Below are 25,650 nucleotides of genomic sequence, written 5' to 3' on the forward strand. Positions count from 1 at the left end.
GTTCGCGCCAAGTCTATTTGGCAGGCGTGGTGGGTGTCGATCATGAGAACATCCAAGGGAGTTTCACGTCTGCCCCGTCGGGGATGGGCTCCTTATCCTCGGTCCGTTCCAGCGATGGTGCGGGACGGCGCCCGCGCGGCGCGTGACAGGGGGATCTGATGGCGTTTCTGGGGCTCACCGACCTGGGCGGATACCATTGCTTCGACTACGACGCCTGCCGCGAGGCCGGGGCGGCCATGGCGACGGACTACCGCCAGGGCGATCCGTTCCCGCACGTCGTCGTCGACGATTTCCTCGACCGCGATTTCCTGCGCCGGGTGCTCGGCGAATTTCCCGACAGCGCCGGGCGCGACTACTTCGACCGCGACCAGGAACGGCTGAAGTTCCAGTTCCGCCCCGACCAGTGCGCCGGGCCGCATACCCGCATGCTGTTCGCCGAACTCAATTCGCGCGCGTTCCTCGCCTTCCTGAGCGAGATGACCGGCATTCGCGGGCTGATCGCCGATCCCTACCACGCTGGCGCTGGCCTGCACGAGACGCGGCGGGGCGGGCACCTGGGCATCCACGCCGACTTCCCGCACCACGGCCGCATGAAGGTGGAGCGCCGGCTCAACCTGCTGATCTACCTCAACGAGGACTGGTCGCCCGACTATGGCGGCGCGCTGGAACTGTGGGACCGGGCGATGAAGGCCCGGTGTCGCTCGGTGCTGCCGGAAATCGGCCGCGCGGTGGTGTTCAGCACCGATCGCGACACCTTCCACGGCCATCCCGAGCCGCTCGCCTGTCCGCCGGGCCGCTCGCGCCGCTCGATCGCGACGTACTACTACACCGCCGTCACCGCGCCGCTGCCCGAGATCGAGCGCAGCACCGACTTTCGCGTGCGCCCCGGCAGCGGCGACCGGGCGGACTGGCGCATGCGCCTGCACAACCTCAAGTCCGACTGGATTCCGCCGGTGCTGCAACGCCGCCGCCGAGAGCCGCTGAGCCCGGTTGCCGGTCAGGGCGCCGAAGCGTGATCGCCCCGCTCCTGGCCTGGTGGACCGCCGTTGCGGCGGGCGTTCCCACTGCGATGCTCGCGCTCGAATGCCTCGTCGGTGCCCGCCGCCGGGCCGTACCGCCGGGCACGGTGGCGCCGGCCTTCCTCGTGGTAATGCCCGCGCATGACGAAGCCTCGGGGATCGAGGCCAGCGTCCGGGCGGCGCTGGCGCATCTGCGTCCCGGCGACGAGCTGCTGGTGGTCGCCGACAATTGCGCGGACGATACCGCCGCCCGGGCCCGGCGGCTCGGCGCGACGGTGATCGAGCGGATCGACCCTGCGCGGCGCGGCAAGGGCCATGCCCTGGACCATGCCCGCGCCTTCATTGCCGCCCACCGCCCGCAGGCATCGGCGATCATCGTCCTCGATGCCGACTGCACGGTCCTGCCGGGGGGGCTGGCGGCGCTGGCGGCCAGGGCGGTAGCAGGAGCGGCGGCGGTGCAGGGCGTGTTCCTCCTCGCCGCACCTGCCGGAACGGATGCGATCGTGCGGGTCTCGGGCTTTGCCTTCCTGATCAAAAACTTGGTGCGCCAGCAGGGGCTGGAGCGCTTGTCCGGCGCGGCCCTGCTGCACGGATCGGGCATGGCCTTCCCGCGCACGATGTTCCTCGCCATGCGCTGGCCGGGCGGCTCGCTGGTGGAGGATCTGGAGATGGGGCTCGACCTCCTGCTCGCGGGTGAGCGGGTCGTCGTCGAACCGGCGGCGCGGGTGCTGAGCGCCGCCAGTTCGCTCGCCGGCACCGGCAGCCAGCGTCGCCGCTGGGAACACGGGATGATGCAGACCGCCTGGCGCTACATCCCGCGCCTGCTCGCGCGCGCGCCGCGCCGACCGGCGCTTGCGGTCGTGGCGCTCGACCTCATGGTGCCGCCGACGGTGCTGCTGGCGCTGTGCTCGCTGGGCGCCGGGGTCGCGGTCTTCGCGCTGGCGGGGTGGTCGCCGCCGCTGCTGGCATTGCTGGCGGCGCAGGCGGCCGCCGCAGCCGGGCTGCTGCGTGCATGGTGGCACCATGGCCGCGATCTGATCCCGCTCGCCGGGCTACGCGCGCTGCCGTCCTATTGCGCGTGGAAGCTGCCGCTGATCGCGCAGTTCCTCACCCGGCGGCAGCGTGAATGGACGCGCACCGAGCGCCTGCCATGACGGCGGTGGGCTTCGTCATCATCGGCCGCAACGAAGGTGCGCGCCTCGACCTTGCGATCGCGAGCGTCACACGGACGGGGCACGAGGCGGTCTACGTCGATTCCGGCTCCAGCGACGGCAGCGTGGCGCTGGCCAGGGCGCGCGGGCTCGCCGTCGTCGAACTCGATCCGGCGCGGCCCTTCACCGCCGCGCGCGCGCGCAATGCCGGGCTGCAGTGGCACCGGCGCCGGGATCCACGGCTCGAACTGCTCCATTTCATCGACGGGGACTGCGAACTCGTGCCGGGGTGGCTCGACAAGGCCTGCGCGGCCCTGCTGGCGGACGAGCGGCTTGCCGCCGTCTGCGGCCGCCGTCGCGAGCGGGCGCCCGATGCCAGTCGCTACAACCGCTTGTGCGAGGACGAATGGAACACGCCCGTCGGCCTTGCCGATACGGTCGGCGGCGACGCGCTGTTCCGGGTCGCCGCGCTGGCCCAGGTGCAGGGCTTCGACGAGATGCTGATCGCCGGCGAGGAACCGGAACTGTGCCACCGCATCCGCCGAAGGGGCTGGCTGATCCGCCGCATTGAAGGGGACATGACGATCCACGATGCGGCCATGACCCGCTTCGCGCAGTGGTGGCAGCGCAATCGCCGCAACGGCTACGCCACCGCCGAGGCGCTGGCGATGCGCGGCACCGAGGATCACCACGCCCGCCGCCGCCTGCGCCGCGAGGTGGCGAGCAACGTGCTGTGGTCCTTGCCTCCGTCGTGGCCGTTCTGGCCGCTGCTGTGGCTGCGCGTCAGGCTGCGCAGGGATGCGCTGCAGGCGACCTGGATGACGCTGGGCAAGCTACCGCACCTGCAGGGCCAGCTCGACTACTGGCAGCGGCGCGAGCGTCGCGGCGGTACCGGCAGGCGCATCCAGCTAATCGAGTACAAGTAAACCTCTCCATGAAATTCCCAAATACACATCGGTAGGGAAAACCGGTGCGGTGTTTGGGAAGTGTCGCGCCGAGGGGAATGAAAATAGGGTCGTCGGTGACTTGGGGCGACGATTACGGGGTGAGCGATATCATGACATCTTCTGGTGATTCCTGCGGTGCCTCGCTACCCACGGTGCCGCGCAGCATCCTCATCGGCAACGAGACCCTGCTGGCGGAATGCGGCAAGCTGCTCGTCGAACAGGGGCACGAGATCGTCGCGGTCGTCGCCGCGCCGGGGTCTCCGGCGGCGGACTGGGCGCGGCGGGCCGGGCTGGCGCTGCTCCCCCGCCCGCGTGACCTGCTGGACCGGGCGCCGGGCAGCGCCGACTACCTGTTCAGCATCTCCAACCTCGCGGTGCTCCCTTCCGAGGTGCTGGCCCTTGCCGTGCGCGCGGCGATCAATTTCCACGACGGCCCGCTGCCCGAACTGGCCGGGCTCAACACCCCGGTCTGGGCGCTGCTGGACGGCGCGCCGGAGCACGGGGTGACGTGGCACCTGATGACCGGCGCGGTGGACGAAGGCGCGATCCTCGCGGCCGAGCGCTTCGCCATCGCCGCCGGGGAGACCGCGCTGTCGCTCAACACCCGCTGCTTCGAGGCGGGCCTGCGCTGCTTCGCCGGGATCGTCGCGGACCTCGGCGCTGCCGTTGCCGCCGCCGTGCCGCAGGAGCGGCCCCCCTTGCGCATGCTCGGCCGCGCCGATCGGCCCCGCGCCGCCGCGACGATCGACTGGAGCCGCCCGGCAGGCGAGATCGCACGGCTGGTGCGCGCGCTCGATTTCGGGGGCTATGCCAACCCGCTGGGCGCTCCCAAGGCGCTGCTGGGCGAAGGCCTGCTGCTGGTGCAGGAGGTCACGCCGCTGCCGACCTCGTCGGGACGCGCGCTGGGAACCGTCATCCTGGCCGGCCCGACGCCCGTGATCGCGACCGGCGACCAGGACTTGCGCCTCGACCGCGTGGCCACGCTGGCCGGAGAGGTGCTGAGCGGGGCACGGCTGGGCGAGATGCTGATGGGCGTGCCGGCCTTCCCCGCGCTCGACGCCGGCGCGCGCGACCAGCTCGACGCCCTCGATGCCGCTGCGGGGCGGTACGAGGCCTGGTGGCGGCGGCGGCTGCAGACGCGTGAAAGCCTGCAACTGCCGCAGTTCACCCCCCGCATCGGCGCCGACGCGCCGCAGCGCTTCGTTCTCGACCGGGCGCTGCCTGAAGGGTTCTCCGGATCGGATGCGCTGGCCGCCGTGGTGGCATGGCTGGCCCGCGCCGCCGACCGCGCGAGCGTGGAAGTGGGCTATGCCGACTGCGTCAGCCGCGCCCGCCTCGATGACGTGGCGGCGTGGTTCGCGCCGGAAATGCCGCTACGGGTCGAAGTCGATTTCGACGCGCCGCTGGGCGCCTTGCGCGATGCGCTCGGCCGCGAGGTCGCCGGGCTGCACCGCCGCGTCGCCATCGGTGCCGACCTGATCGCCCGCAGCCCGGAACTGCGCGGGCGCGTCGCTTTCGACCACCCCGTCAGCCTGCAGGTGGTGGACTCCCTGGAGGACGCGCGCCCCGGCGGCGCAGTGCTCGACGTGGCGGTCTGCGCCGCGCAGGGCATGCTGCGCTGGACCTGCGATGCCACCCGCCTCGCACGGGCCGATGCCGAGGATCTGGTGCGCGGCTTCGAGGCGATGTGCGCCGGAGCGGCCGATATGCCGGTCGGGTGTCTGCCGCTGCTGGAGCCGGAGGAACATGCGCGGATCGTCGGCGCCTGGAACGCCACCGGAGGCCCGGTCCCGGCCGGTCCCGCCTGGTATCACCACTTCGTCGAACAGGCCGTCCGAACCCCGGAAAAGCTGGCGGTGACGGCGCTCGGCACCTCGCTGACGTATGCGCAGCTCGATGCGCTTTCGAACCGCATCGCCCGCGATCTTGCCGCGCGCGGCGTAGGGCCGGAAGTGCTCGTCGGCCTCCACCTGTCGCGCTCGGTCGAGATGCTCGCCTGCCTCATCGGCGTGCACAAGGCGGGGGGTGCCTACGTGCCACTCGACCCGTCCTATCCGCGAGATCGCATCGCGCACATGGTGGCGGATTCGGGCCTCGGCCTGATCCTCAGCGAGACCGCGCTGGCGGGCGATTTGCCGCAGACGGACGCGCCGATCCTGCACGTCGATACCATGCGCGATGTCTTCGCCGCGTGCCCGTCCGATCCGTTCGATGGCGGCGCGGAAGGCGCGAATCTCGCCTACATGATCTACACCTCGGGTTCGACCGGGCTGCCCAAGGGGGTCATGGTCGAGCACTGTAACCTATTGAATTTCTACGCGGGAATGGATCGCAAGATCGCGCCGGACGGGACGTGGCTGGCGGTCACCAGCCTCAGTTTCGACATCTCCACGCTGGAGCTGATGTGGCCGTTGATGCACGGCTACCACATCGTCATCGCCAGCGAGCGCGAGGTGCGCGGCGATGTGCCGGAAGTGGTCGCCGTTGATGCCCACCCGGTCGGTTTCAGCCTGTTCTACTTCGCCAGTTCCAGCGCGGGCAGCGCGGCCGAGCAGTACAACCTCCTGCTGGAGGGCGCCCGCTTCGCCGATGCCGAGGGCTTCGAGGCGATCTGGACGCCGGAGCGACATTTCCATGACTTTGGAGGACCTTACCCGAATCCCGCCGTCGCTGCAGCGGCCATCGCGGCGATCACGTCGCGGGTGCAGATCCGTGCCGGGAGCGTGGTCGGGACTTTGCACCATCCGCTGCGTATCGCCGAGGAGTGGGCGCTGGTCGACAACTTGTCCGGCGGACGTGTGGGGATTGCTTTCGCCTCCGGCTGGCAGCCGGACGATTTCGTCCTGAATCCAGAGGCTTATGCCGATCGCGCGGGCGTTCTCAAGCGGTGTGTCGAGGATGTCCGGGGCCTTTGGCGGGGCGAGGCACGGGCTTATCCGGGGCCGTTGGGGCATGACGTTTCGGTGCGCACGTACCCGCGTCCGGTCCAGCCGGAGCTGCCGGTCTGGATAACTTCTGCTGGAAATTCAGAGACTTTCCGCGAGGCAGGGCGGGTCGGCGCGAATGTGCTGACGCACCTGCTGGGGCAGTCGATCGAGGAGGTGGCGACCAAGATCGCTGCCTATCGTAGCGCCTGGCACGAGGCCGGGTATTCGGGAGAAGGGCGCATCACTTTGATGTTGCACACTTTTCTTGGAGAAAGCGAAGATGCGGTGCGCGCGGCCGTCAAGCCTGCGCTCATCGAGTACCTGCGCACCTCGACCAATCTGCTCAAGCAGTACGCCTGGTCGTTCCCGGCTTTCAAGACGCCGCAAGGTGCTGAAAGACTGGAACTTTCCGATATCTCCGAGGAAGAGACCGACGCCCTGCTCGACCATGCCTTCGAGCGCTACTTCGAGACCAGCGGCTTGTTCGGCACGCCTGAGGACAACGTCGCACTGGTCCACCGTCTGTCGGCGATCGGCGTCGACGAGATCGGCTGCCTTGTCGATTTTGGCGTGGATTCCCAGACGGTTATCGAACATCTGCCGCAAATCGCGCAGTTGCGCACACTGGCACTCAACGGCACTCAACAGGACCATAACGCCGCAGAACGCCCGCTTCACGACCTGATGGCGCGCCACGGGGTGACGCACCTGCAGTGTACGCCGTCCCTGCTTCAGGTGCTCGCGAGCGACCCGGCTGCCCGCCCGCGCCTGCAGGCGCTCCAGCACCTCATGGTCGGCGGCGAGGCGTTTCCACCGCAGCTGGCGACCGACATGACCGGCCTCGTTTCCGGCATCGTCATGAACATGTACGGGCCGACCGAGACGACCGTGTGGTCTGCCGTCCACGCGCTCGACGAAGGGGGCGCGCCGCCGCTCGGCAGGCCGCTGCTCAACCAGCAGATCTACATCCTCGACCGGCGGCTGCAGCCGGTGCGGCAAGGCACGCCGGGCGAGCTGGTCATTGGCGGCGCGGGGGTCGTGCGCGGCTACCACGACCGGCCCGAGCTGACCGCCGAACGCTTCGTCGCCGACCCGTTCAATCCGGGCGCGCGCGTCTACCGCACGGGCGATCTCGCCCGCCAGCGCGAGGACGGGACGCTCGAATTCCTCGGCCGCCTCGACCATCAGGTGAAGATCCGCGGCTACCGCATCGAACTGGGCGAGATCGAGGCCGCGCTCACCGCGCACCCGGAAGTCACCGAGGCCGTCGTGATCGCCCGCAAGGAAGGCGCCGCCACCCGCCTCGTCGCCTACCTTGCGCCGCGCACCGGGGCCCCGGCGGTCGAGGACTTGCGCGCGCATCTGCGGGAGCGGCTGCCCGACTTCATGGTCCCCGGCAACTTCGTCCTGCTCGAAGCCCTGCCGCGCACGCCCAACGGCAAGATCGACCGCAATGCCCTGCCCGAGCCCGTCAGCGTGGTCGTCGACAACATGGATGACAGCGCCGCCCCGGCGACCGGCGTGGAGGCCCAGATCCAGGCGATCTGGTGCGACGTGCTCAAGCTGCCGCAAGTGCGCCTGACCGAGAACTTCTTCGACATTGGCGGCCACTCGCTGCTCGCCATCCAGGTCCACCGCCGCTTGTCCGCCGAACTCACGCAGCCGGTCGCGCTGACCGACATCTTCCGCTTCCCGACCATCGCCGCGCTCGGCGCGCACTTGTCGGGCGGGCAGGACGATGCCGCCGCGCTCGCCGGTCAGAACCGCGCCGAAATGCGCAATCAGGCACGTAATCGCCGCGCGACCGCCCGCATCGGCGTGAGGGTCTAGACCATGCACCAGCCCATCGAAGAACCGTTCGACCCCTCGCTCGACACCTCCAGCGCGGTGGCCATCGTCGGCATGGCGTGCCGCTTCGCCGGGGCGCGCGGCCCGGAGGAATTCTGGTCGCTGCTGAGCGAAGGCCGCGACGGGATCGAGACGTATTCCGAGGAGGAACTGCTCGCCGCCGGAGTCTCGCCCGCCCTGCTGCGCAACCCCGACTACGTGCGCCGCGGCGCGCCGCTCGCCGACATGGAGTGCTTCGACGCCGCGCTGTTCGGCCTTTCGAAGCGCGATGCTGCAGTCATGGACCCGCAGCATCGCCACTTCCTCGAATGCTCGTGGGAGGCGCTGGAAGACGCAGGCCATACGCCGCAGGGCTTCGCTGGGGATGGCGGCGTGATCGGCGTCTTCGCGGGATCGGGCCACAACGCCTACATGCCCTACAACCTGCTCACCAACGGCAAGCTGGTGAACGAGGTCGGCCTGTTCCTGCTGCGCCATACCAGCAATGACAAGGACTTCCTGACGACGCGGGTGTCGTACTTGTTCGACCTCAAGGGGCCGAGCATCAACGTCCAGACTGCGTGCTCGACCTCGCTCGTCTCGATCCACATGGCGGCGCAGAGCCTGCTGTCGGGCGAGTGCGACATGGCGCTCGCGGGCGGAACCTCGATCGAACTGCCGCACCGCCGGGGCTACCTCTACGAGCAGGGCGAGATCCTTTCTCCCGACGGCCTGTGCCGTCCCTTCGACGCGGACTCCAAGGGCACCGTGTTCGGCAGCGGCGTCGCCGTGGTGGCGCTGCGCCGACTGGAGGATGCCATGGCCGCCGGCGACCACATCCATGCGGTGATCCGGGGCTCGGCGATCAACAACGACGGCGCGGGCAAGGTCGGCTACCTCGCCCCCAGCGTGGACGGGCAGGCGGCGGTGATCGCCGAGGCCCTCGCGGTGTCCGGCATCGCGCCTTCGGCCATCGACTATGTCGAGGCGCACGGCACCGGCACGCCGATCGGCGACCCGATCGAAGTGGCGGCGCTGCGGCAGGTCTTCGCTCAGTCTGGTACAAGGCCCGAGCCCTGCGCGCTGGGTTCGGTGAAGGCCAACATCGGCCACACCGACACTGCCGCAGGCGCGGCGGGCGTCATCAAGGTGGCGCTGGCGATGCGCCACGCCGAGCTTCCCCCTGTTCCGCATTTCGGGGCCGCAAATCCCGAATGCGCGCTGGATACTGGCCTTTTCCGCGTACAGGCCACCAGCGCGCCCTGGCTCCGGCGCGACGATCGCCCCCGTCGCGCCGGGGTCAGCTCACTCGGCGTGGGGGGGACCAATGCCCACATCGTCATGGAGGAAGCGCCGCCGCGCGCGCCAAGCGGGCCGAGCCGCCGTCGCCAGCTGCTGATGACCTCGGGCGCCACGCAAGGTGCGGCGGATGCCAATGCTGCGGCGCTGTCCGCGTATTTTGGGGCGCAGCATTTCGCGGGGGCCACCTCCGTCATTGCGAGCGAAGCGAAGCAATCCAGGGCCGTTGACGCCGCCTCTGGATTGCCGCGCCCCTTCGGGGCTCGCAATGACGAAGCGGGGGAGGAGGGCTGTTCCCTCGCCGACGCCGCCTTCACCCTCAACACCGGCCGCCGCGCGCTGGCATGGCGTCGGTTCGCGGTGGGTCAGGACGGGGCTGAAGCCGCCGCTGCGCTCGAAACCGCAAGTCGCCAGTCGTCCGCGAAGCAGGTTTGCGTGCCCGGCCGCCCGGTCGCCTTCCAGTTCTGCGGCGGCGGGCTGCAGCATGTCGATATGGCGCGTGATCTCTACCAGACCGAGGCCGCGTTCCGTGCCGACGTGGACAGGGGCCTCGCCGTGCTTGCGCGCATCGGCGTGCCGGACCTCAAGCGCTGGCTGTTCCCGGTCGAGGCCGACCGCGATGCTGCGGCCGCCGAGCTGGAACGTCCCTCCAACGCGCTGCCCGCGCTGTTCATCGTCCAGACCGCGCTCGCCCGTTTCTGGATGGCGCTGGGGATCGCGCCGGCCGCGATGATCGGCCACAGCTGCGGCGAGTATGCTGCGGCGCATGTCGCGGGCGTGGTGGACCTCGAAGCGGGCCTGCGCATCGTCCACGCGCGCGGCCGCCTGTTCGAGACGACCGCGAAAGGCGGCATGATCAGCGTGCCGCTTTCCGAGGCGGAACTTGCGCCGATGCTGCCGCCCGGGGTTTCGATCGCGACGATCAACGCCCCGTCCCTGTGCGTCGTATCGGGCGCGGCGGACGCGGTGGCGGCCTTCCTCGACGACTTGCGCGCGCGTGAGATCGAGGCGCAGCCGATCCCCATCGAGGTCGCCGCGCATTCGGCGATGCTCGACCCGATCCTGCCCGAATTCCGCGCCCTGCTGAAGACGATCACGCTGCGCGCGCCGCAGATCCCCTTCGCCTCGAACCTGACCGGGCGCTGGGTGAGCGCGGCGGAGGCGACCGATCCCGAATACTGGGTGCGGCATCTGCGCGAGCCGGTACGCTATACCGACGGCCTCGAATGCCTGCTGGGCGAGGCGGATCAGGTGCTGCTGGAAGTCGGCCCCGGCCGCGCCATGACCAGCCTTGCCCGTCAGCACCCGGCGCGCAAGGCCAGCCAGCCGGTGGTCGCCTCGATGCGCCATGCGGGTGAGGACGTTGCTGACGACCAGCGGTTGCTCGAAGCGCTCGGCGAACTCTGGGCGCTGGGCGTCGAGATCGACTGGACCGCATGGTGGGGCGAGGAGCGCCGCCTGCGCGTGCCGCTGCCGACCTACCGCTTCGAGCGCGAACGGCACTGGATCGAGCCGGGTGCGAGCCTGCACACGGCGGTCTCCGGGGGCGATGCCGATACCCGCCTCGCGCTGGGCGACTGGGGCTACGAGCCGGTGTGGAGCCGCGAGGATCTGGCGCAGGGCGAGGCCGTGGGCGGGGCTGCAGGCGGTCCGGCTCTGGTGCTTTGCGATGACGACGGGTTCGGCGCCAGCCTTGCCGCGCGGCTGCGCAAGGCGGGGGTGGAGACCGTCACTGTCCACGCCGCGACGCGCTTTGCCGCGAGCGCCGCCGACGCCTTCGCGCTGCGGCCCGATGTGCGCGAGGACTGGGCGCGGCTGTTCGTCCGGCTGGGCCGTGACGGGCGGATGCCGCGTCAGGTCTATCATTGCTGGCTGGCGGGCCGGGTAGCCGCGCCGAAGCGCCGGGATGCGGCGATCCTCGATCGGGGGCTGCATGCGCTGATCGCGATGGTGCCCGAACTCGCCGCTCAGGTGGACGAGGGGCCGGTGGTCGTCGCGCTCGTCACCGACAAGGCGCAGCGCGTGGCGGGCGATGCGGACCTCATGCCGCTCAAGGCCACGGCGATCGGCGCCGCGCGCACCGTCTCGGCCGAGTATCCGGGGCTCGAGGTGCGCGCGATCGACATCGATCTTGCCGCCGTGAACGCCGCCGATCTTGCCGACGCGGTGATCGCCGAGGTTTCCGGCCCCCGCGCTTCCGGCGACGTCGCCTTGCGCGCGGGCGAGCGCTGGACGCTCGCTTACCGCAACGCGCGCGAGCCGCTGGCCGAGGGGCAGGCGACATGGCTGCGCGAGGGCGGTGTCTATCTCGTCACCGGCGGGCTGGGCGGGCTGGGCCTGTCCATCGCCGACCACCTTGCGCGCGGATACAAGGCGCGCCTCGCTCTCGTCGGGCGCAGCGCCTTGCCGCCGCGCGGGGAGTGGGCGCAGCGCCTCGCAAGCGGCGACCTGCCGCTGGGCGTCGAGGACAAGGTGCGCAAGCTGCTCGCGCTCGAAGCGGCGGGGGCGGACGTGGAGCTGATCGTCGCCGACGTCGCCGATGCCAGGGCTCTGGCGAAGGGCGTGCGTAAGGCGGTTTCCCGCTTCGGCCCGATCGACGGCGTGTTCCATGCCGCCGGTGCGCTCGACGACGGGCTGATCGAGACCCGCAGCCGCAAGGCGGTGGACGCCGTGCTGCGGCCCAAGATCGCGGGCACCTTCGCGCTGGAGGAAGCGCTCAAGGGTCAGGCGCCGGGCTTCCTGCTGCTGTTCTCCTCGGTCAGCGCCTTCGCGGGGCTGCCGGGGCAGGTGGACTACGCTGCCGCCAACGCCTTCCTCGACGCCTACGCGCAATCGCGGCGCAGCGATCCGCGCACGCGGGTGCAGTCGGTCGGCTGGAGCCAGTGGGCCGAAGTCGGCATGGCCGCCGCGCTCGGCGGGCGCGAGGGCGGCGTGCCTGAAGGAGGGACGGGCGCGCTGCCCGACGACCTCGGGACCGGGAAGGCGATCGAGCATCCCTTCCTCGAACGGCTCTGCACCATTTCGGACGACGAATTCGTGGTCACCGGCGTCCTAACCCCCGTGCGGCATTGGGTGCTCGACGAGCATCGTGTCGCCGGCGCCGGTGCGCTGCTGCCCGGGACATCTTTTCTGGAGATGTCGCGGGCAGCAGTTGCGCTGGTCCACGAAGGCGCGCTGGAACTGTCCGACGTCACCTTCCTCAAGCCCTTCGCGGTGCCTGACGGGGAGGCGCGCGGCCTGCGCGTCCATGTCCGTCGGCGCGGCGCGAGCGGGTGGAAGGTCACCGTGCTGGGCCGCCCCGAACAAGGCGGCGAATGGACCGAGCACGCGCATGGCGTGGTGCGCCCGCACGCGCTGGCGCCGCTACGCCCGGCGCTCGACCTTGGCGCCGTCGCCGAACGGTGCGGGCCGGCGAGCGGGGGGGCGGCGGACCAGCCGATGATGGACTTCGGCCCGCGCTGGGACACGCTGGTCCAGGCGCTGGCCGGGCCGGGCGAGGCGCTGTTGCAGCTTGAACTGCCCACCCCCTTCGCCGCCGAGACCGGGACGATGGGCCTGCACCCGGCGCTGCTCGATTTCGCGACCGCCGGCGCGCAGGGGCTGATCCCGGGCCGCGACCCCGCGCGCGATTTCTACGCGCCGTTCACCTATCGCCGCTTCATCCTGCACGCGCCGCTGCCCGCATTGGTGTGGAGCCACATCCGCCTGGCGTCCAGCGATGGCCAGACGGCGGTGTTCAACGTCACCATCACCGATGCCGACGGCCTCGTCCTGGCCGAAGTGCGCGAGTTCACGATGATGCGCATGGGCGATGCCGCCAGCCTGGCCGCTCTGCCCGGACCCGCCGTCCGGACGGCCCGGGCAGAGCCCGCCGCGACGCAGGGAATCCTGCCCGAGGAGGGCGTCGAGGTCGTCGCCCGGCTGCTTTCCGGTCGCTGCCGGCCGCATACGGTGATATCGCCCTGCGATCTCGTCCCGGTGCTGACGCGCCTGCGCAGCCCGTCGCAGGCGGTGCGCCGGGGAGAAGGCGGCGGCGATCCGGCCGATGCCCCCGCGACCCCCACCGAACAGGTCATCGCCGACTTGTGGTGCGACCTGCTCGGCATGGAGGCGGTGGGCCGCCACGACAACTTCTTCGACCTTGGCGGCCATTCGCTGCTGGCGGTGCAGTTCACCAACCGCCTGCGCAGGCGGACCGGGCGCACCCTGCCGCTGGCGGCGATGCTGGGCCAGCCGACGGTGGCGGCGCTGGCGGCGGTGATCGATCCCGATGGCCAGTCGGCCGACGGCGCCGCGGCAAGCCCGGAAACGGGGCTGCAGGGACCGGGCGAGGGCGTCGTCACCATCCGCAAGGGCGGGCAGGGCACGCCGCTGTTCCTGGTCCACGACGGGCTGGGCGAGACGCTGCTCTATCGCGGCCTGGCGCTGCGGCTGGACGGCGCCCGCCCGGTGCTGGGGCTGGAGCCGCCGCGCAAGGCGTACGGCAACTTCGCGCATACCCGCATCGACGAGATGGCCGCCTGGTACGTGGCAAGGCTGCGCGCGGTGCAGCCGGAGGGGCCCTATCTGCTTGCGGGCCTGTGCGCCGGGGGCGTGATCGCCTTCGAGATGGCGCAGCAGTTGCAGGGCGCGGGTGCGCAAGTCGCCTTCGTGGGCATCATCGATGCCGCCGACGTCGAGGCGCGCAAGCATCGCTTCGGCGAGACCCGCGTAAGGCTGGGCCGCCTCGCCGCATCGCTGCGGGGCGGCGGCAATCCGCTGGGGCTGCTGTCCGAGATCGGCCGCCGGGGCTGGAACCTGGCGCGGTGGGAGGTCGAATCGCGGCTGCGCAAGGCGCGCGACCGGCGCACGGTGCAGTCGCTGCGCGCGGGTGCGGGCGCAGGTGCAAGTGCGGGCGAGGCGGGCGCCGGGGATATCGGCGCCAGGAATGCGGGATACGGCGCGGCGGCGGGCGAGCCGGCGATCGGCTTCCTCAAGCTCTACGAAGTGGCGCATCGCGAGCATCGGCCGATGGGCATCCTGCAATCCGCCAATGTCGCGCTGTTCAAGGCCGCCGACGATACCGGGCTGGTCGACGACATGCCTTACCGCATGGTCTATCGCGACTACGCGCTGGGCTGGGGCAAGCGCGTGCGCGAGGACATCGCGATCATCGACATTCCCGGCGGACACGGCTCCTGCCTGCAGGAACCGCACGTCGCCACGCTGGCCCCGCTGTTCCAGGGCGCGCTCGACGATGCGCTGGCCGATCGGCTCGCGGGGTCCGCGTTCGGCGGCGGGGCGATGCCGGGCGCGCGCTTCGCGTTTCTGGAGGAGGCGGCCGAATGAGCGCGCGAAACGGTCCCGTCGTGCGGGCATCGGCGCTGGCGTTCCCGATCGGCGTGGTCATCGTCAATTACCGCACCGGGCCGCTGGTGGTCGATTGCCTCGCCAGCCTGGCGGCGGAGCGCGGGGCGGGCGCCAGGCTGCGGGCGATCGTCGTCGACAACGATTCGCGCGACGGTTCGGCGGACCTCGTGGCTGCGGCGATCGCGGCGCGCGGCTGGGCCGACTGGGCCACGCTGGTCCGCGCGCCGGGCAACGGCGGCTTCGGCGCCGGGTGCAACCTGGGCATCGCGCTCGCGCTCGGCGATCCGCGCATGCGGGCGGTGTGGCTGCTCAACCCCGACACCCGGGTCATGCCCGGCGCGGTGAACGCGCTGGCCGCGTTCATGGCCGCCACCCCGCGCGCCGGCATCGCGGGCACCGCGCTGCTGCTGGCCGACGGCACGCCCTGGCCTTTCGCCTTCCGCTTCCCGAGCGTGCTGGGCGAACTGGAGCGGGCCCTGCGCTGGGGCCCGGCGTCGCGGCTGCTGGCGCGCCATGCGGTGGCGCGGGCGATGGACGGGCGCGCGGTGCAGGCGGACTGGGTCTCGGGCGCGAGCATGGCGGTGCGCCGCGAGGTGCTGGACCAGGGGCTGCGCTTCGACGAGGGCTATTTCCTCTATTACGAGGAGACCGACTTCTGCCGCGCCGCGCAGGCGCTGGGCTGGCAGTGCTGGTATGCGCCTCGGCCGGTGGTGCTGCACATCGCCGGGCAGAGCACCGGCGTCACCGGCAGCGATGCGGCGGCGCGGCGGGTGCCGGGATACTGGTTCGCCTCGCGCCGGCGCTATTTCCGCAAGAACCACGGCCGGGCCTATGCGCTGGCGGCGGACCTCGCGTGGATTGCCGGGCATCTCGTGCATCTGGCCAAGCAGGCGCTGCGGCGCGCCCCGCGCGGCGATCCGCCACGGCTGCTCAGCGATTTCGTGTGGCACGGGCTGCGGCCCGCCAGCCGTCGCTGAACATGGCGCCAGATGCGGCGCGGGACGGGCCGGGACAGGACGGGCTGGCACAAGACGGCGCGACCGGCGCGCTCCTGCAGGCCCATGGCATCGCGGCGGAGCGGCTGGAGGCGCCTTTCGCGCTGTGGCTGGTGCGGGCGGGGCAGGAGGGGGACCGGCGCGCGCTGGCGGCTTGCCTCGGCCCGGCCGAGCGGGCGCGGGCGGAGCGGTTCGGGCCGGAGCGCCTCGCCCATCGCTACCGCGCCGCCCACGCCGCGCTGCGGCTGCTGGTGCAGGCGCGCTTCGGGATCGACGCCGGGCGGCAGGACTATGGCGCGAATGCCCACGGCAAGCCCTTCCTGCGCGGCGCGCCGGAGGTGCAGTGCAACATCAGCTACAGCGGCGATTTCGCGCTCGTCGCGGTGGGGACGGGGCGGCAGATCGGCATCGACCTGGAACGGGTGCGGCCGGTCGCGGATGCGGCGCAGCTGGCCTTCGCCCACTATACCGATCGGGAGATCGCCGGGCTGGCGGCGCATGCGGGGGCCGGAGCGGCAGCGGCGCTGGATCGCGCGTTCCTGACGGTTTGGGTCAGGAAGGAGGCCTGCTCCAAGGCGTTGGGAAAGGGCCTGTCGATCCCGCCATCCTCGTTCGAGTGCGGTCTTGGCTGCGGCTTGCGCAATGTCCTGATCGAAGGCGAAATCGTCGAGAGTGTGGTGAGCGACCCGAAGGGTGGCTTGCTGATGTCTTGGGCCCGTAGGGGGCCAGGCGTGAACTAGGCCTGCGACATTCTGTGCATGCGCCTGCGAAGGTTCAGTTGGCGCTCGTCTGGAGCAGGCCCTGGCGGATGACGTAGGCGATCATGTGCGCACGGTTCCGGGTACGGGTCTTGAGCCTGACGTTTTCGACGTGACGTTCGACGGTGCAGGGTGCGATTTTCAATTCGATCGCGGTTTCCTTTGCCGAGCGGCCCATCGCTACATACTGCAGCACGTCCAGTTCGCGAGACGTTAGTTGAACGTTCTCTATTCCCTCTATCCGATACATTATGAACCCCCTCAGACTTAAATGGAGTAAGTTAACCCCATAAACCCAATGTCGCATCGCTCTTAGGAAGAGTCACGGTATATTTTGGGGAATATACCTAAAAGGTGAACCCTTTAGGAGGGGCGGATGGGCTATAATGGGATTCCGAAAAATCAGGAGAGGCAGGCGATCGGCAGGAAGGGGATATAACAAATGTAGGAAATGGCCTTCTGAACGAAGTTCTGTGACAAAGTATTTCTGATGTTTTCAGAATTTATATTTACGTCATCATCATGAAAACTTCCGTTAGGTCGGGGTTTGTCCTGCGGGGGACTGCTCGAATCGCCCTCGAAATCCCTGCCGGAATGCAGGCTGACCAGTTCGCGCGCCATGACGGCGGCCTGCGTGCGATTGTCCACGCTTAACTTGCGCAGTATCGCCTTCACGGCGGCCTTCACCGCCGCCTCGTTGATGCCCATGTGGCGGGAGATCGCCTTGTTGGGCTGGCCGATCGCCAGATGCTCCAGCACGCGCAGTTCGCGCTCGCGGAAATTGTAGGTCTCCAGCGCCGGGACGCTGGCCGACCGGCGCGAGGCGGCGGGCATGGCGACGAGGAAGTCGATCACTTCCGGCGGGGCCACCTTCTGGCCGGCGGAAACCATCTGCAGGATCGCGACCAGCGAGAGATAAGGCACCTGGTCGGGGAAGTAGGCGTAGGCGCCGGCGGCATAGAGCGCCACCATCTCGTCGAAATCGAAGGTCGCGGTCAGGATGACGATGCGCAGGCCGGGGTGCGCCTGCTGCATTTCCGCGATCGCCTCGGCATGGTCTCCGTGCAGCAATTCGCGTTCGAGGACGAGGATATGCGGTTCTTCCCCGGCTTGCGGGACAGGCTCGATCTCGCCGAGATCCGAAACCGATTCCAGGACTGCGAAGGCCGCGTCCGTGAATATGCGGCGAAGACCTTCGCGAACGATGGAGTTCCTCATCGCAATAGAAATCGCTGCCGGCATTTCGATCCGCAGGCCTCCCGCCGCTTCTCCGCCCCTTGCGTACAAACACCATGTAGCATGATTAAAATTTTGACAATGCCGGAAAAAGGGGAGGATGCTGCAACGTATCCTTTCGGGACTTGACAGGCACTGGCGGTTTCATTGCCAGGCCGGTGCCTGGTCTGGGCCTTTATTTCGAAGGGGGCACTGCGGCCTTAGGCGCGCGGCGTGAAGTCCGGCACCAGATGGCCCTTCTCGTCCATGCGCGCCGGCACGATGCCCGGCTTTTCGCGGAACGGCGCTTCGTCGTCGTTGCCGAAGATGGTGCACCACCAGCGGCCTTCCTTGTCCTTGAAGATGTTGCCGCCGCCGCCGCACGGCACGCTCTCGTAGCGGTCGCGGTACGGGCCGAACGGCGTGTCCGAGGTCGCCAGCGCGAAGGAATAGCGGTTGGGGTGGAAGCGGTCGACGGCGCCGAGGTAGTATTTGCCGTCATGCTTGAACATCGTCGCGCCCTCGAAGCCGATGTCCTTGAAGCCGCGGTGGACGCACTTCTTGTTGTGGTGCAGCGGGTCGGGATCGGGCGTTTCCAGCGTGATCGGGGTCCACTCGCCATCGTAGCCGGAGAGGTCGGGCTTCAGGCGCACCATCTCGAAGGCGCCGCCGTAGGTCAGGTAGACCGCGCCGTCGTCGTCGCCGAACAGGGTGGCGTCGATGCCGTTGCGCAGCGGCTTGTCGGGCGAGAAGGCGTGGACGTAAGGGCCGGTCGCCTTGCCGGTGGTGCTGCGCAGCACCGCGATGCCGGAGCGGCTGATCGAATGGCAGATGTAGTAGTTGCCGTTGATGTAGTGGATCTCCGGCGCCCAGATCGCGCGGAAGTAGTCGCCCTTGCGCACGGTCCACTGCTTTTCCCAGCCGCCGTCCTTCTCGATGCTCCAGACGAGGCCGAGGTAGTCCCACTGTTCGAGGTCGGCCGAGCGCCAGAGTTCGACACCGTCGTTGGCCTTCCAGATGTCGTCGCCGGTGGAGCCGGTCATGTAGTAGAAACCGTCACCACCCAGGCACACGATGGTGTCGCGCAAGTGGACGTGGATCAGCGGCTTCACCGTCGGGATCAGGCCCTGCGTGACGACGCGGCCGGAGTCGGAATCGTTCCACGGCAGCGCGTTCTTCGGCGGCGTGCCGGGGCCTTTGAAGCGCACGCCCTTGCGGTCCACCGCCGCTTCGCTGGTGACCCACCCACCGCGCTCGGTTTCGGGAGTTACGGGCAGGCCGGGACCGCTGCGCGTGGCGACGTCGTAGTAGCCGGGTGGGGGAGGCGCGATCGGGCGGCCGTTGTCGTCCTCGACCGGGAAGGGCGGGCGCTTCAGCGGCTCGGCGGCAAGGCCGAGCGAGGGGCGCGTGCCCAGCAGCGCGAGGCTGCCGGCAACTACCGCGCGGCGGCTCAGTTCGAAGCCCTTGGTCATGCTGATCTTCCCTCTTTTTCCGCGTCATCCCGGCGCATGCCGGGACCGTGGGCAAGTCTTGAGGCGATCGCTTGCGTCGGGACGCCCCGGCGAGAGGCTGCTTCTAAAGACAGCCCACGGTCCCGGCATGCGCCGGGATGACGATGATGATGAACGCACGAAAAAATCCCGGCCCTCGCGCAATGCGGGGGCCGGGACAGGTCGTCAGTACTTGAAGCGGACGCCGAAGTAGAACTGGCGGCCGAAGCTGTGGTTGAGGACGACGCGGTCGGCATCGCCGATGTACATGTCCTTGACCTCGTTCGTCAGGTTGTTGCCCTCGATGGTGAGGGTGATCTTGTCGGTCAGGTTGACGCCGATCGAGGCATCGACGTTGATCGCGCTGTTGACGCCTTCCTGCGTGCTCTGATCGCGCGCGCCGCCGCCGAACGCTTCGACGTAGCCCGAACGGTAGGACACCGAGCCGCGCAGGGAGAGCAGCTTGTCCTCGTAGAACAGAGTGCCGTTGGCGGTGTGCTTGGACAAGTTGGTCAGCGGGCCGACCACGGTGCCGATGCCGCCGGGGCCGGGGTACTTGAGGTCCGCCTTGACGTAAGTGTAGTTCGCCAGGATGCCGAGGTTGCTGAGGAAGCCCGGCAGGAAGTCCAGCTGGTGCTGGTAGTTCAGCTCGAAGCCCTTGAGCTTGCCGCCGTCGCCGTTGATCGTGCGGCGCACGGTCACCGGCACGTTTGCGGGCAGGCCCTGGTCGGTCGCGAGGTTGAGCGGGAAGCCCAGCTGGTCGAACGGCACCAGCGTCGAGATCTGCGTGCCCGAAAGCGAGCCGATATCCTTCTGGAACAGGCTGATGCCCAGCAGCGAGCCCGGTGCGAAGTACCACTCGGCCGAGAAGTCGAGGTTGAACGCCTCGGTCGGGTTCAGGTACGGGTTGCCCTGGTTGAAGACCTGGTTCGCCTGCTGCAGGATCAGGTTGCCGCCGGGCGACAGCGCGCCGAGGCCCGGACGGGTGATCACCTGCGCGGCGCCGAAGCGCAGCAGGAAGTCGGGGGTGATCTCGGCCACGAGGTTCATCGAGGGCAGCCAGTTCTCGTAGCTGCGCTTGACGGTGATCGGGGTGGCGACGCCGCTGGAGAGGCCATACCCGAACGAGGTCTGGCCGGTCTTCACGTAGCGCACGCCCGCATCGCCGCGGAACATGATGCCGCCGATTTCGCGCTCGAAATCGATCTGGAACCACGCCGCCTTGTCGACTTCCTTGATCGAGCCGGTGTTACTGGCCGCCGTCGCGTTGGGGTTCGTACCTGCCACGTCACGTCCGTTGACGCGGAAGTCCACGTCGCGGCCGTTGATGTTGGTCACGCAGTTGCAATAGATATTGAGCGTATCGACGAAGCCCTGCAGGTCGGGGATCACGTAGCCCGAATAGTTCGGATCGCCGGTCTTGCCGTTCAACGGCTTGGTCAGCGCCGCGACCTGCGCGGGCGTCAGCGTGCCAGAGGAGGTTTCGGCGACGAAGCGGCGGCTCTCGAAAGTCTCGTAGCGGAAGCGGCGATATTCGCCCCCGAAAGACAGCTTGAAGCCGTCGGCCACGTCCCACTCCGCGCCCAGCTTGGTCGAGAGGTAGTCGTTGGTGACCTCGTTCTTGCGGATGCGGATGTCCGAGGTGCCGTTGGTGAACGCCCAGCTGGCCGGGTCGCTGGGATCGAAGCCCCAGTTGATGGTCGGCGCGCGGCTGTTGTCGCGGTAGTCCCACGAGAACCCGTCCGAGTTGGCGCGGTCGAGCACAACGGTGGTCTGCTCGGGGCTGTCGAACTTGGACTTGGAGTAGCCCGCATAGCCGTTGAGGCGGAAGGTATCGCTCAGTTCCTGCTTCACCACGGTGTTGTACTGGTAGAAGGTGGTGCTGAAGCGGTCGTGGCGCGATTCGATGCGCATGTCGACGTCGTCGAACACGCCGTAGACCAGCGAGTTGTTGTCATCGACCACGCCGTCGCGGATGATGGTCTGCGACTTGCCCGAAGCGCCCGAGCGGCTGAACGAGAGCGCCTCGATGTAGTTTTCCCAGCGCTGCGTCTTGGACTTCGCATAGAGCCCCTCGACGACGATTTCGGTGCGATCCGAGGGCTTCCACTGGACGGCGCCGGTGAGGCCCAGGCGCTTGATGTCGTTCTTCCAGCTGTCGTAGCGGGGAATGCGCGGGTGATAGATCAGGTCGCCCCAGTTGGAACCGTCGGCGGCGGGGGCCTGGTTGATCTGGGCGGCGGTGTAGCCGGGCAGGGTGGAGGCCGCGTTGAAGCCGCCGTTCACGCCCGCCGGGCTCCAGCGCACGGTCGAGTGGCCTTCCTCCTCGATGGTGCGGGTGGAGTACGCGGCCGAGGCGAGGACGCCGAACGTGCCCGAATCGTTCTGCCAGCTGACAAGGCCCGCAAGGCGCGGGTCCCAGGCCTTCGACAGATCGTTGTAGCCTGCGCGGGCGGACCCGGCGACGACGAAATTGTCCTTGAAGTCCAGCGGGCGGGCGGCCTGCAGGTCCACCGTGGCGCCGAGCGAGCCCTCTTCGACCGAGGCCGAGGCGGTCTTGCGCACGGTCAGCGAGTTGAACAGTTCCGAGGCGAAGATGTTGAAGTCGAAACCGCGGCCGCGGTTGACGCCGCCGCCTGCGTCCGAACCGCCGGTGGTCGCCACGGCTTCCATGCCGTTGATGCGCACGCGGGTATATTCGGGGCCAAGGCCGCGCACCGAGATCGCGCGACCCTCACCGCCTTCGCGGCTGATCGCGACGCCGGGAATGCGCTGGAGCGATTCCGCCAGGTTGTTGTCGGGGAACTTGGCGACGTCCTCGGCCTTGATCACGTCCACTGCGGCGGTGGACTGGCGCTTTTCGGCCTGCGCGGTCTGCACCGAGTTACGGAAGCCGGTGACGATGATGTCGGCGGGCGTCGCGCCATCGATCTCGGAAGTCTGCGCGTCCTGCGCATAGACCGGCGAGATGCAGGCGACGGCCAGAACGGTCGCGGACGCACCGCGCACCAGGCGACGACGAAGAATTGCGGAACTGCGCACCCTGATTTCCTCCCCATTTGTAGACCGGCGACGCGGGACTTTCCCGTCCTCGCCTTGACCGGCCCAGCCTCCCTTTTATGGTCGAGCTTGATACCGGTGTCAGAGACTACGAACAACACGCAGATTGATACGCCCGGCGCTTCATTGCTTCGTGCGCGAAAAGGGGCTTGATCGATGCAGTCGGTGCATCGGTTCGGGGAAGAAAGCGGGATTGTCGAATGCCGAACCACCGTCCCGTCATTGCGAGCGTAGCGAAGCAATCCAGGGCAATTCCACCCCGCCCCGGATTGCTTCGCTACGCTCGCTATGACGAAGCGACGGCGCCGATGCACAGCGCACATCGATCAAGCTGCACAGCGGCATGGATGGAGTGGACGCCGCGCGCGTAAGTCTGAAGGCACGGAAAAAGCCGCAAACCAGTGCGGCGGATGTGGGGCGATGGAGAGATGGATTTGTCAGGTTCGATAGAAGCGGCCACCCCGACGGGTACGCGCCCGACGAAGGTGCGTTTTCTCATCATCGCGCTGATCTTCGTCATCACCTCGCTGAACTACGCGGACCGTTCGACCTTCTCGATCGCGGGGGCTGCGGCCTCGGCGGAGCTGGGGCTCGATGCGGTGCAGACCGGGTTCATCCTGTCCGCCTTCGCCTGGGCCTATTCGCTGGCACAGATCCCCGGCGGCGCACTGCTCGACCGGTTCGGGACGCGGCCGATCTACATCGCCGCGATCGGGACATGGTCGTTCTTTACCGTGCTGCAGGGCTTCGCGGGTTTCATCCTCGGCGCGACGGTGGTGACGCAGCTGTTCCTGCTGCGCTTCCTCGTAGGCTTGTGCGAGGCGCCCTCGTTCCCCGGCAATGCGCGCATCGTCGCCGCATGGTTCCCGGCGCGCGAGCGCGGGACGGCTTCGGCGATCTTCAATTCGGCGCAGTATTTCTCGCTGGTCGCCTTCGCGCCGCTGATGGGCTGGGTGGTCCATGAATTCGGCTGGCGCGCGGTGTTCTTCGTGATGGGGGCGCTGGGCCTGATGGCGATGTGCGCCTTCGCCGCCTTCATTCGCGAGCCGACCCGCCACAAGTGGGCCAACGCCGCCGAAGTCGAACTGATCCGCGAAGGCGGCGGCCTCGTCGAACCGGAAGGCCGCAAGGACAAGGCCGCCGAGCCGACCTTCACCTGGAGCAACGTGCGCCAGCTGCTGACCAGCCGCATGATGATCGGCGTCTACCTCGGCCAGTACTGCATCAACGTGCTGACCTATTTCTTCGTGACGTGGTTTCCGATCTATCTGGTCAAGGATCGCGGCTTCAACATCATGGAGGCCGGCTTCGTCGCCGCGCTGCCCGCGCTGTGCGGCTTCGTCGGCGGCGTGGCGGGCGGCGTGATGTCGGACATGCTGCTGGCGCGCACCGGCTCGATCACGATGGCGCGCAAGGCGCCGCTGCTGGCGGGGATGCTGCTGGCCAGCCTCATCATGGTCGCGGCCAAAGTGGAGAGCCAGGTCGGCGTGGTGCTGCTGATGTCGGTCGCGTTCTTCGGCAAGGGCGTCGCCTCGCTCGGCTGGGCGGTGATGTCCGACGTGGCGCCGCGAAAGCTGGCGGGTCTGGCGGGGGGCGTGTTCAACACCTTCGGCAATGCCGCCGGGATCGTCACGCCCATCGTCGTGGGCATTCTCGTCGCGCAGGCGGGGTCGTTCGACACCGCGCTCGTCTTCGTCGGCGCGCATTGCCTCTTGACCATCGTTGCCTATTTCGTCGTCGTGCGGAAGCTCGAGCGACTGGAGCTTGCCGCATGAATCTCGACCGTCGTACCGTACTGCTGGCCACCGGCGCGTTGATGCTGGTTCCGGCCATAGCCCGCGCCGGATCGGCCGAGATCGCCATCGACACGCCGATGGCCGCGCCGCGCTGGGCGGTGCTCCAGCGCCACCTCATCGCCATGCAGGGCGACGCCGCCCGCGCCTTCCACGACCGCTACTTCAACGCGAAGCACGAGATCGAGGCGTTCCTGCGCTGGGGCGCCAACGACGGCCCCGACGACGCCATCGAGGCGATCAACGACTGGCCCTACCTCTACCTTATCGGCGGCGAGGCGGGCCTGCTCGACCTCGCACAAAAGGTGCAGGAAGCCCACTTCGCGCAATACTCCCGCGCCCGCACCAAAGACGTGCTGATGGGCCGGAACGGCATGTACGTGCGCGAATTCCCGCCGCAGATGGACTGGCAGCACATCAGCGAGGGCCTGACCACCTTCAACCAGCTCGGCCTGTGCAGCCCGGACGACCGCAAGCTGATCGAGCGCGCCCGCCGCTTCGCCGATTTCTACACCGGCCGCGATCCGATCGCGCGCAACTACGATCCGAAGCTGAGGCTCATCCGTTCGATGTTCAACGGCAGCATCGGCCCGCTGATGCGCCCGGCGACGATGCTCGACTGGGCGGGCGACCCCTTCGACACCGCGCCGTTCGAGATGGTCCACGGCGAATCGAGCTACAAGGACACGCTGGAGCACTACCGCGAATATACCGAGACGGTCGGCGACAACCCGCTGAACCTGCACTCGACCGCGCTGGGCTTCAACGCCTGGATGCTGACCGGCGAGGCGCGCTTCCGCGACTGGATGCTCGAATATGTCGAGGCCTGGGCGGCGCGGGCAAAGGCCAACGGCGGCATCCTGCCCAGCAATATCGGGCCGGACGGAAAGGTCGGCGGCGGCGCGGGCGGTCACTGGTGGGGCGGCACCTACGGCTGGGGGTTCAGCCCGATCAACCCCGTCACCGGCAAGCGCGAGGACCGCAACCGCATCCCGCGCGCGATCATGGGCTTCATGAACGCCTACATGGCGACCGGCGACGATCGCTACCTGCAAGTCTGGCGCGACCAGAACGCGGCGATTAACGCACAGGCGCGCAAGGTGGACGGCGTGCTTTCGGCCCCGACGATGCACGGCGCGCAGGGGTGGTACAGCTTCAAGCCCGGCCCCTATCGGTTCAACACCGGCGAGATCTGGTACTTGTCGCAAGCCGAGGCCGACCGCGCGGCGATGGAGCCGACGCCGTGGACGCAGTTCCTCGAGGGCAAGCAGGACGTCTGGGCTGAACAGGCACTGCTCGACGACATGGAGCGCGTGCGCACGCAGATGGTCCGCGTCCACGAGGACAGGACGACTGCCGCCACCCGCCTCGCCGACAACCCGATCGAGCGCAACCCGGTCTCGGTGACGGCGCTGCTGCACCAGACCATGGGCGCAATCCACGTCGCGCGGCCGCCGTGGTCGAAGACCTCGCCCAACCAGGGCGGCACGCTGCTCTTCGCGCGGCTGCGGCACTTCGACGCCGACCGCAAGCGTCCGGGCCTGCCCGAGGACGTGGCGGCGCTGGTGGAGAAGATGGATGCCGGGACGACGACGCTCTCGCTGGTGAACCTCAACCCCGCGCTGGCGCGGCGGCTGGTGATCCGCGGCGGCGGCTACGGCGAGCATCGCATCGAGGCGGTGCGGATCGGCGATAGGCGCATGCCGGTGGGCGACCGCGACGTGGCGCTCAGGCTTGAGCCGGGCGCGGGTGCGCGGGTGGTGCTGGAGATGAGCCGGTTCAGCCAGCCGCCGACGCTGGCGTGGCCGCAGATGGGATGA

General features: G+C 69.0%; 13 protein-coding genes. 9 read left to right on the forward strand and 4 right to left on the reverse strand.

Annotation, left to right across the window (positions count from 1 at the left end):
- The first annotated feature begins 158 nt into the window (after positions 1–158).
- From V2S85_RS18385 to V2S85_RS18415, 7 genes are all read left to right on the forward strand, one after another.
- A complete protein-coding gene (locus V2S85_RS18385; RefSeq protein WP_330704295.1) occupies positions 159–1,016 on the forward strand; it encodes a 2OG-Fe(II) oxygenase in 858 nt (285 codons plus the stop codon).
- The gene (locus V2S85_RS18390) at positions 1,013–2,173 is read left to right on the forward strand and encodes a glycosyltransferase family 2 protein (protein WP_330704296.1); all 1,161 of its coding nucleotides are present in this window, start codon (positions 1,013–1,015) and stop codon (positions 2,171–2,173) included. Before V2S85_RS18385 ends, V2S85_RS18390 begins: the two co-directional genes overlap by 4 nt.
- The gene (locus tag V2S85_RS18395; RefSeq protein WP_330704297.1) at positions 2,146–3,096 is read left to right on the forward strand and encodes a glycosyltransferase family A protein; all 951 of its coding nucleotides are present in this window, start codon (positions 2,146–2,148) and stop codon (positions 3,094–3,096) included. Before V2S85_RS18390 ends, V2S85_RS18395 begins: the two co-directional genes overlap by 28 nt.
- A 131-nt stretch (positions 3,097–3,227) precedes the next feature.
- Entirely contained in the window at positions 3,228–7,874 is a 4,647-nt protein-coding gene (locus V2S85_RS18400) for a MupA/Atu3671 family FMN-dependent luciferase-like monooxygenase (protein WP_330704298.1), read from the forward strand.
- A gap of 3 nt (positions 7,875–7,877) precedes the next feature.
- Complete coding sequence (locus V2S85_RS18405) at positions 7,878–14,498, forward strand: SDR family NAD(P)-dependent oxidoreductase (protein ID WP_330704299.1); 6,621 nt, start codon at positions 7,878–7,880, stop codon at positions 14,496–14,498.
- On the forward strand, positions 14,495–15,496 hold the full coding sequence (locus V2S85_RS18410; protein ID WP_330704300.1) for a glycosyltransferase family 2 protein: 1,002 nt from the start codon (positions 14,495–14,497) through the stop codon (positions 15,494–15,496). The genes V2S85_RS18405 and V2S85_RS18410 overlap by 4 nt, the downstream gene beginning before the upstream one ends.
- A 2-nt stretch (positions 15,497–15,498) precedes the next feature.
- The gene (locus tag V2S85_RS18415) at positions 15,499–16,254 is read left to right on the forward strand and encodes a 4'-phosphopantetheinyl transferase family protein (protein WP_330704301.1); all 756 of its coding nucleotides are present in this window, start codon (positions 15,499–15,501) and stop codon (positions 16,252–16,254) included.
- A gap of 34 nt (positions 16,255–16,288) precedes the next feature.
- Here the strand turns inward: V2S85_RS18415 and V2S85_RS18420 are convergent, their stop codons facing one another.
- From V2S85_RS18420 to V2S85_RS18435, 4 genes are all read right to left on the reverse strand, one after another.
- Positions 16,289–16,579: a helix-turn-helix transcriptional regulator gene (locus V2S85_RS18420; RefSeq protein ID WP_330704302.1), complete on the reverse strand. Its 291-nt coding sequence runs from the start codon at positions 16,577–16,579 to the stop codon at positions 16,289–16,291.
- A 95-nt stretch (positions 16,580–16,674) separates the two neighbouring features.
- The gene (locus V2S85_RS18425) at positions 16,675–17,490 is read right to left on the reverse strand and encodes a LuxR C-terminal-related transcriptional regulator (RefSeq protein ID WP_330704303.1); all 816 of its coding nucleotides are present in this window, start codon (positions 17,488–17,490) and stop codon (positions 16,675–16,677) included.
- A gap of 218 nt (positions 17,491–17,708) precedes the next feature.
- Positions 17,709–18,959 (reverse strand): family 43 glycosylhydrolase, encoded by a 1,251-nt coding sequence (locus V2S85_RS18430; protein ID WP_330704304.1) that lies wholly within the window; start codon positions 18,957–18,959, stop codon positions 17,709–17,711.
- A 204-nt stretch (positions 18,960–19,163) separates the two neighbouring features.
- Positions 19,164–22,019 carry a TonB-dependent receptor gene (locus tag V2S85_RS18435; protein WP_330704305.1) on the reverse strand — a complete coding sequence of 952 codons (2,856 nt, stop codon included), beginning with the start codon at positions 22,017–22,019 and terminating at the stop codon, positions 19,164–19,166.
- 446 nt (positions 22,020–22,465) lie between these two features.
- Here V2S85_RS18435 and V2S85_RS18440 point away from each other — a divergent pair, with 446 nt between their 5' ends.
- Together V2S85_RS18440 and V2S85_RS18445 are read left to right on the forward strand one after the other, a co-directional pair.
- Positions 22,466–23,812, forward strand: coding sequence for an MFS transporter (locus V2S85_RS18440; RefSeq protein WP_330704306.1), 1,347 nt, complete (start codon positions 22,466–22,468; stop codon positions 23,810–23,812).
- Positions 23,809–25,650: a hypothetical protein gene (locus tag V2S85_RS18445; RefSeq protein WP_330704307.1), complete on the forward strand. Its 1,842-nt coding sequence runs from the start codon at positions 23,809–23,811 to the stop codon at positions 25,648–25,650. The genes V2S85_RS18440 and V2S85_RS18445 overlap by 4 nt, the downstream gene beginning before the upstream one ends.

It is taken from the genome of Novosphingobium resinovorum (assembly GCF_036352595.1).
GTDB lineage: Bacteria > Pseudomonadota > Alphaproteobacteria > Sphingomonadales > Sphingomonadaceae > Novosphingobium > Novosphingobium resinovorum_B.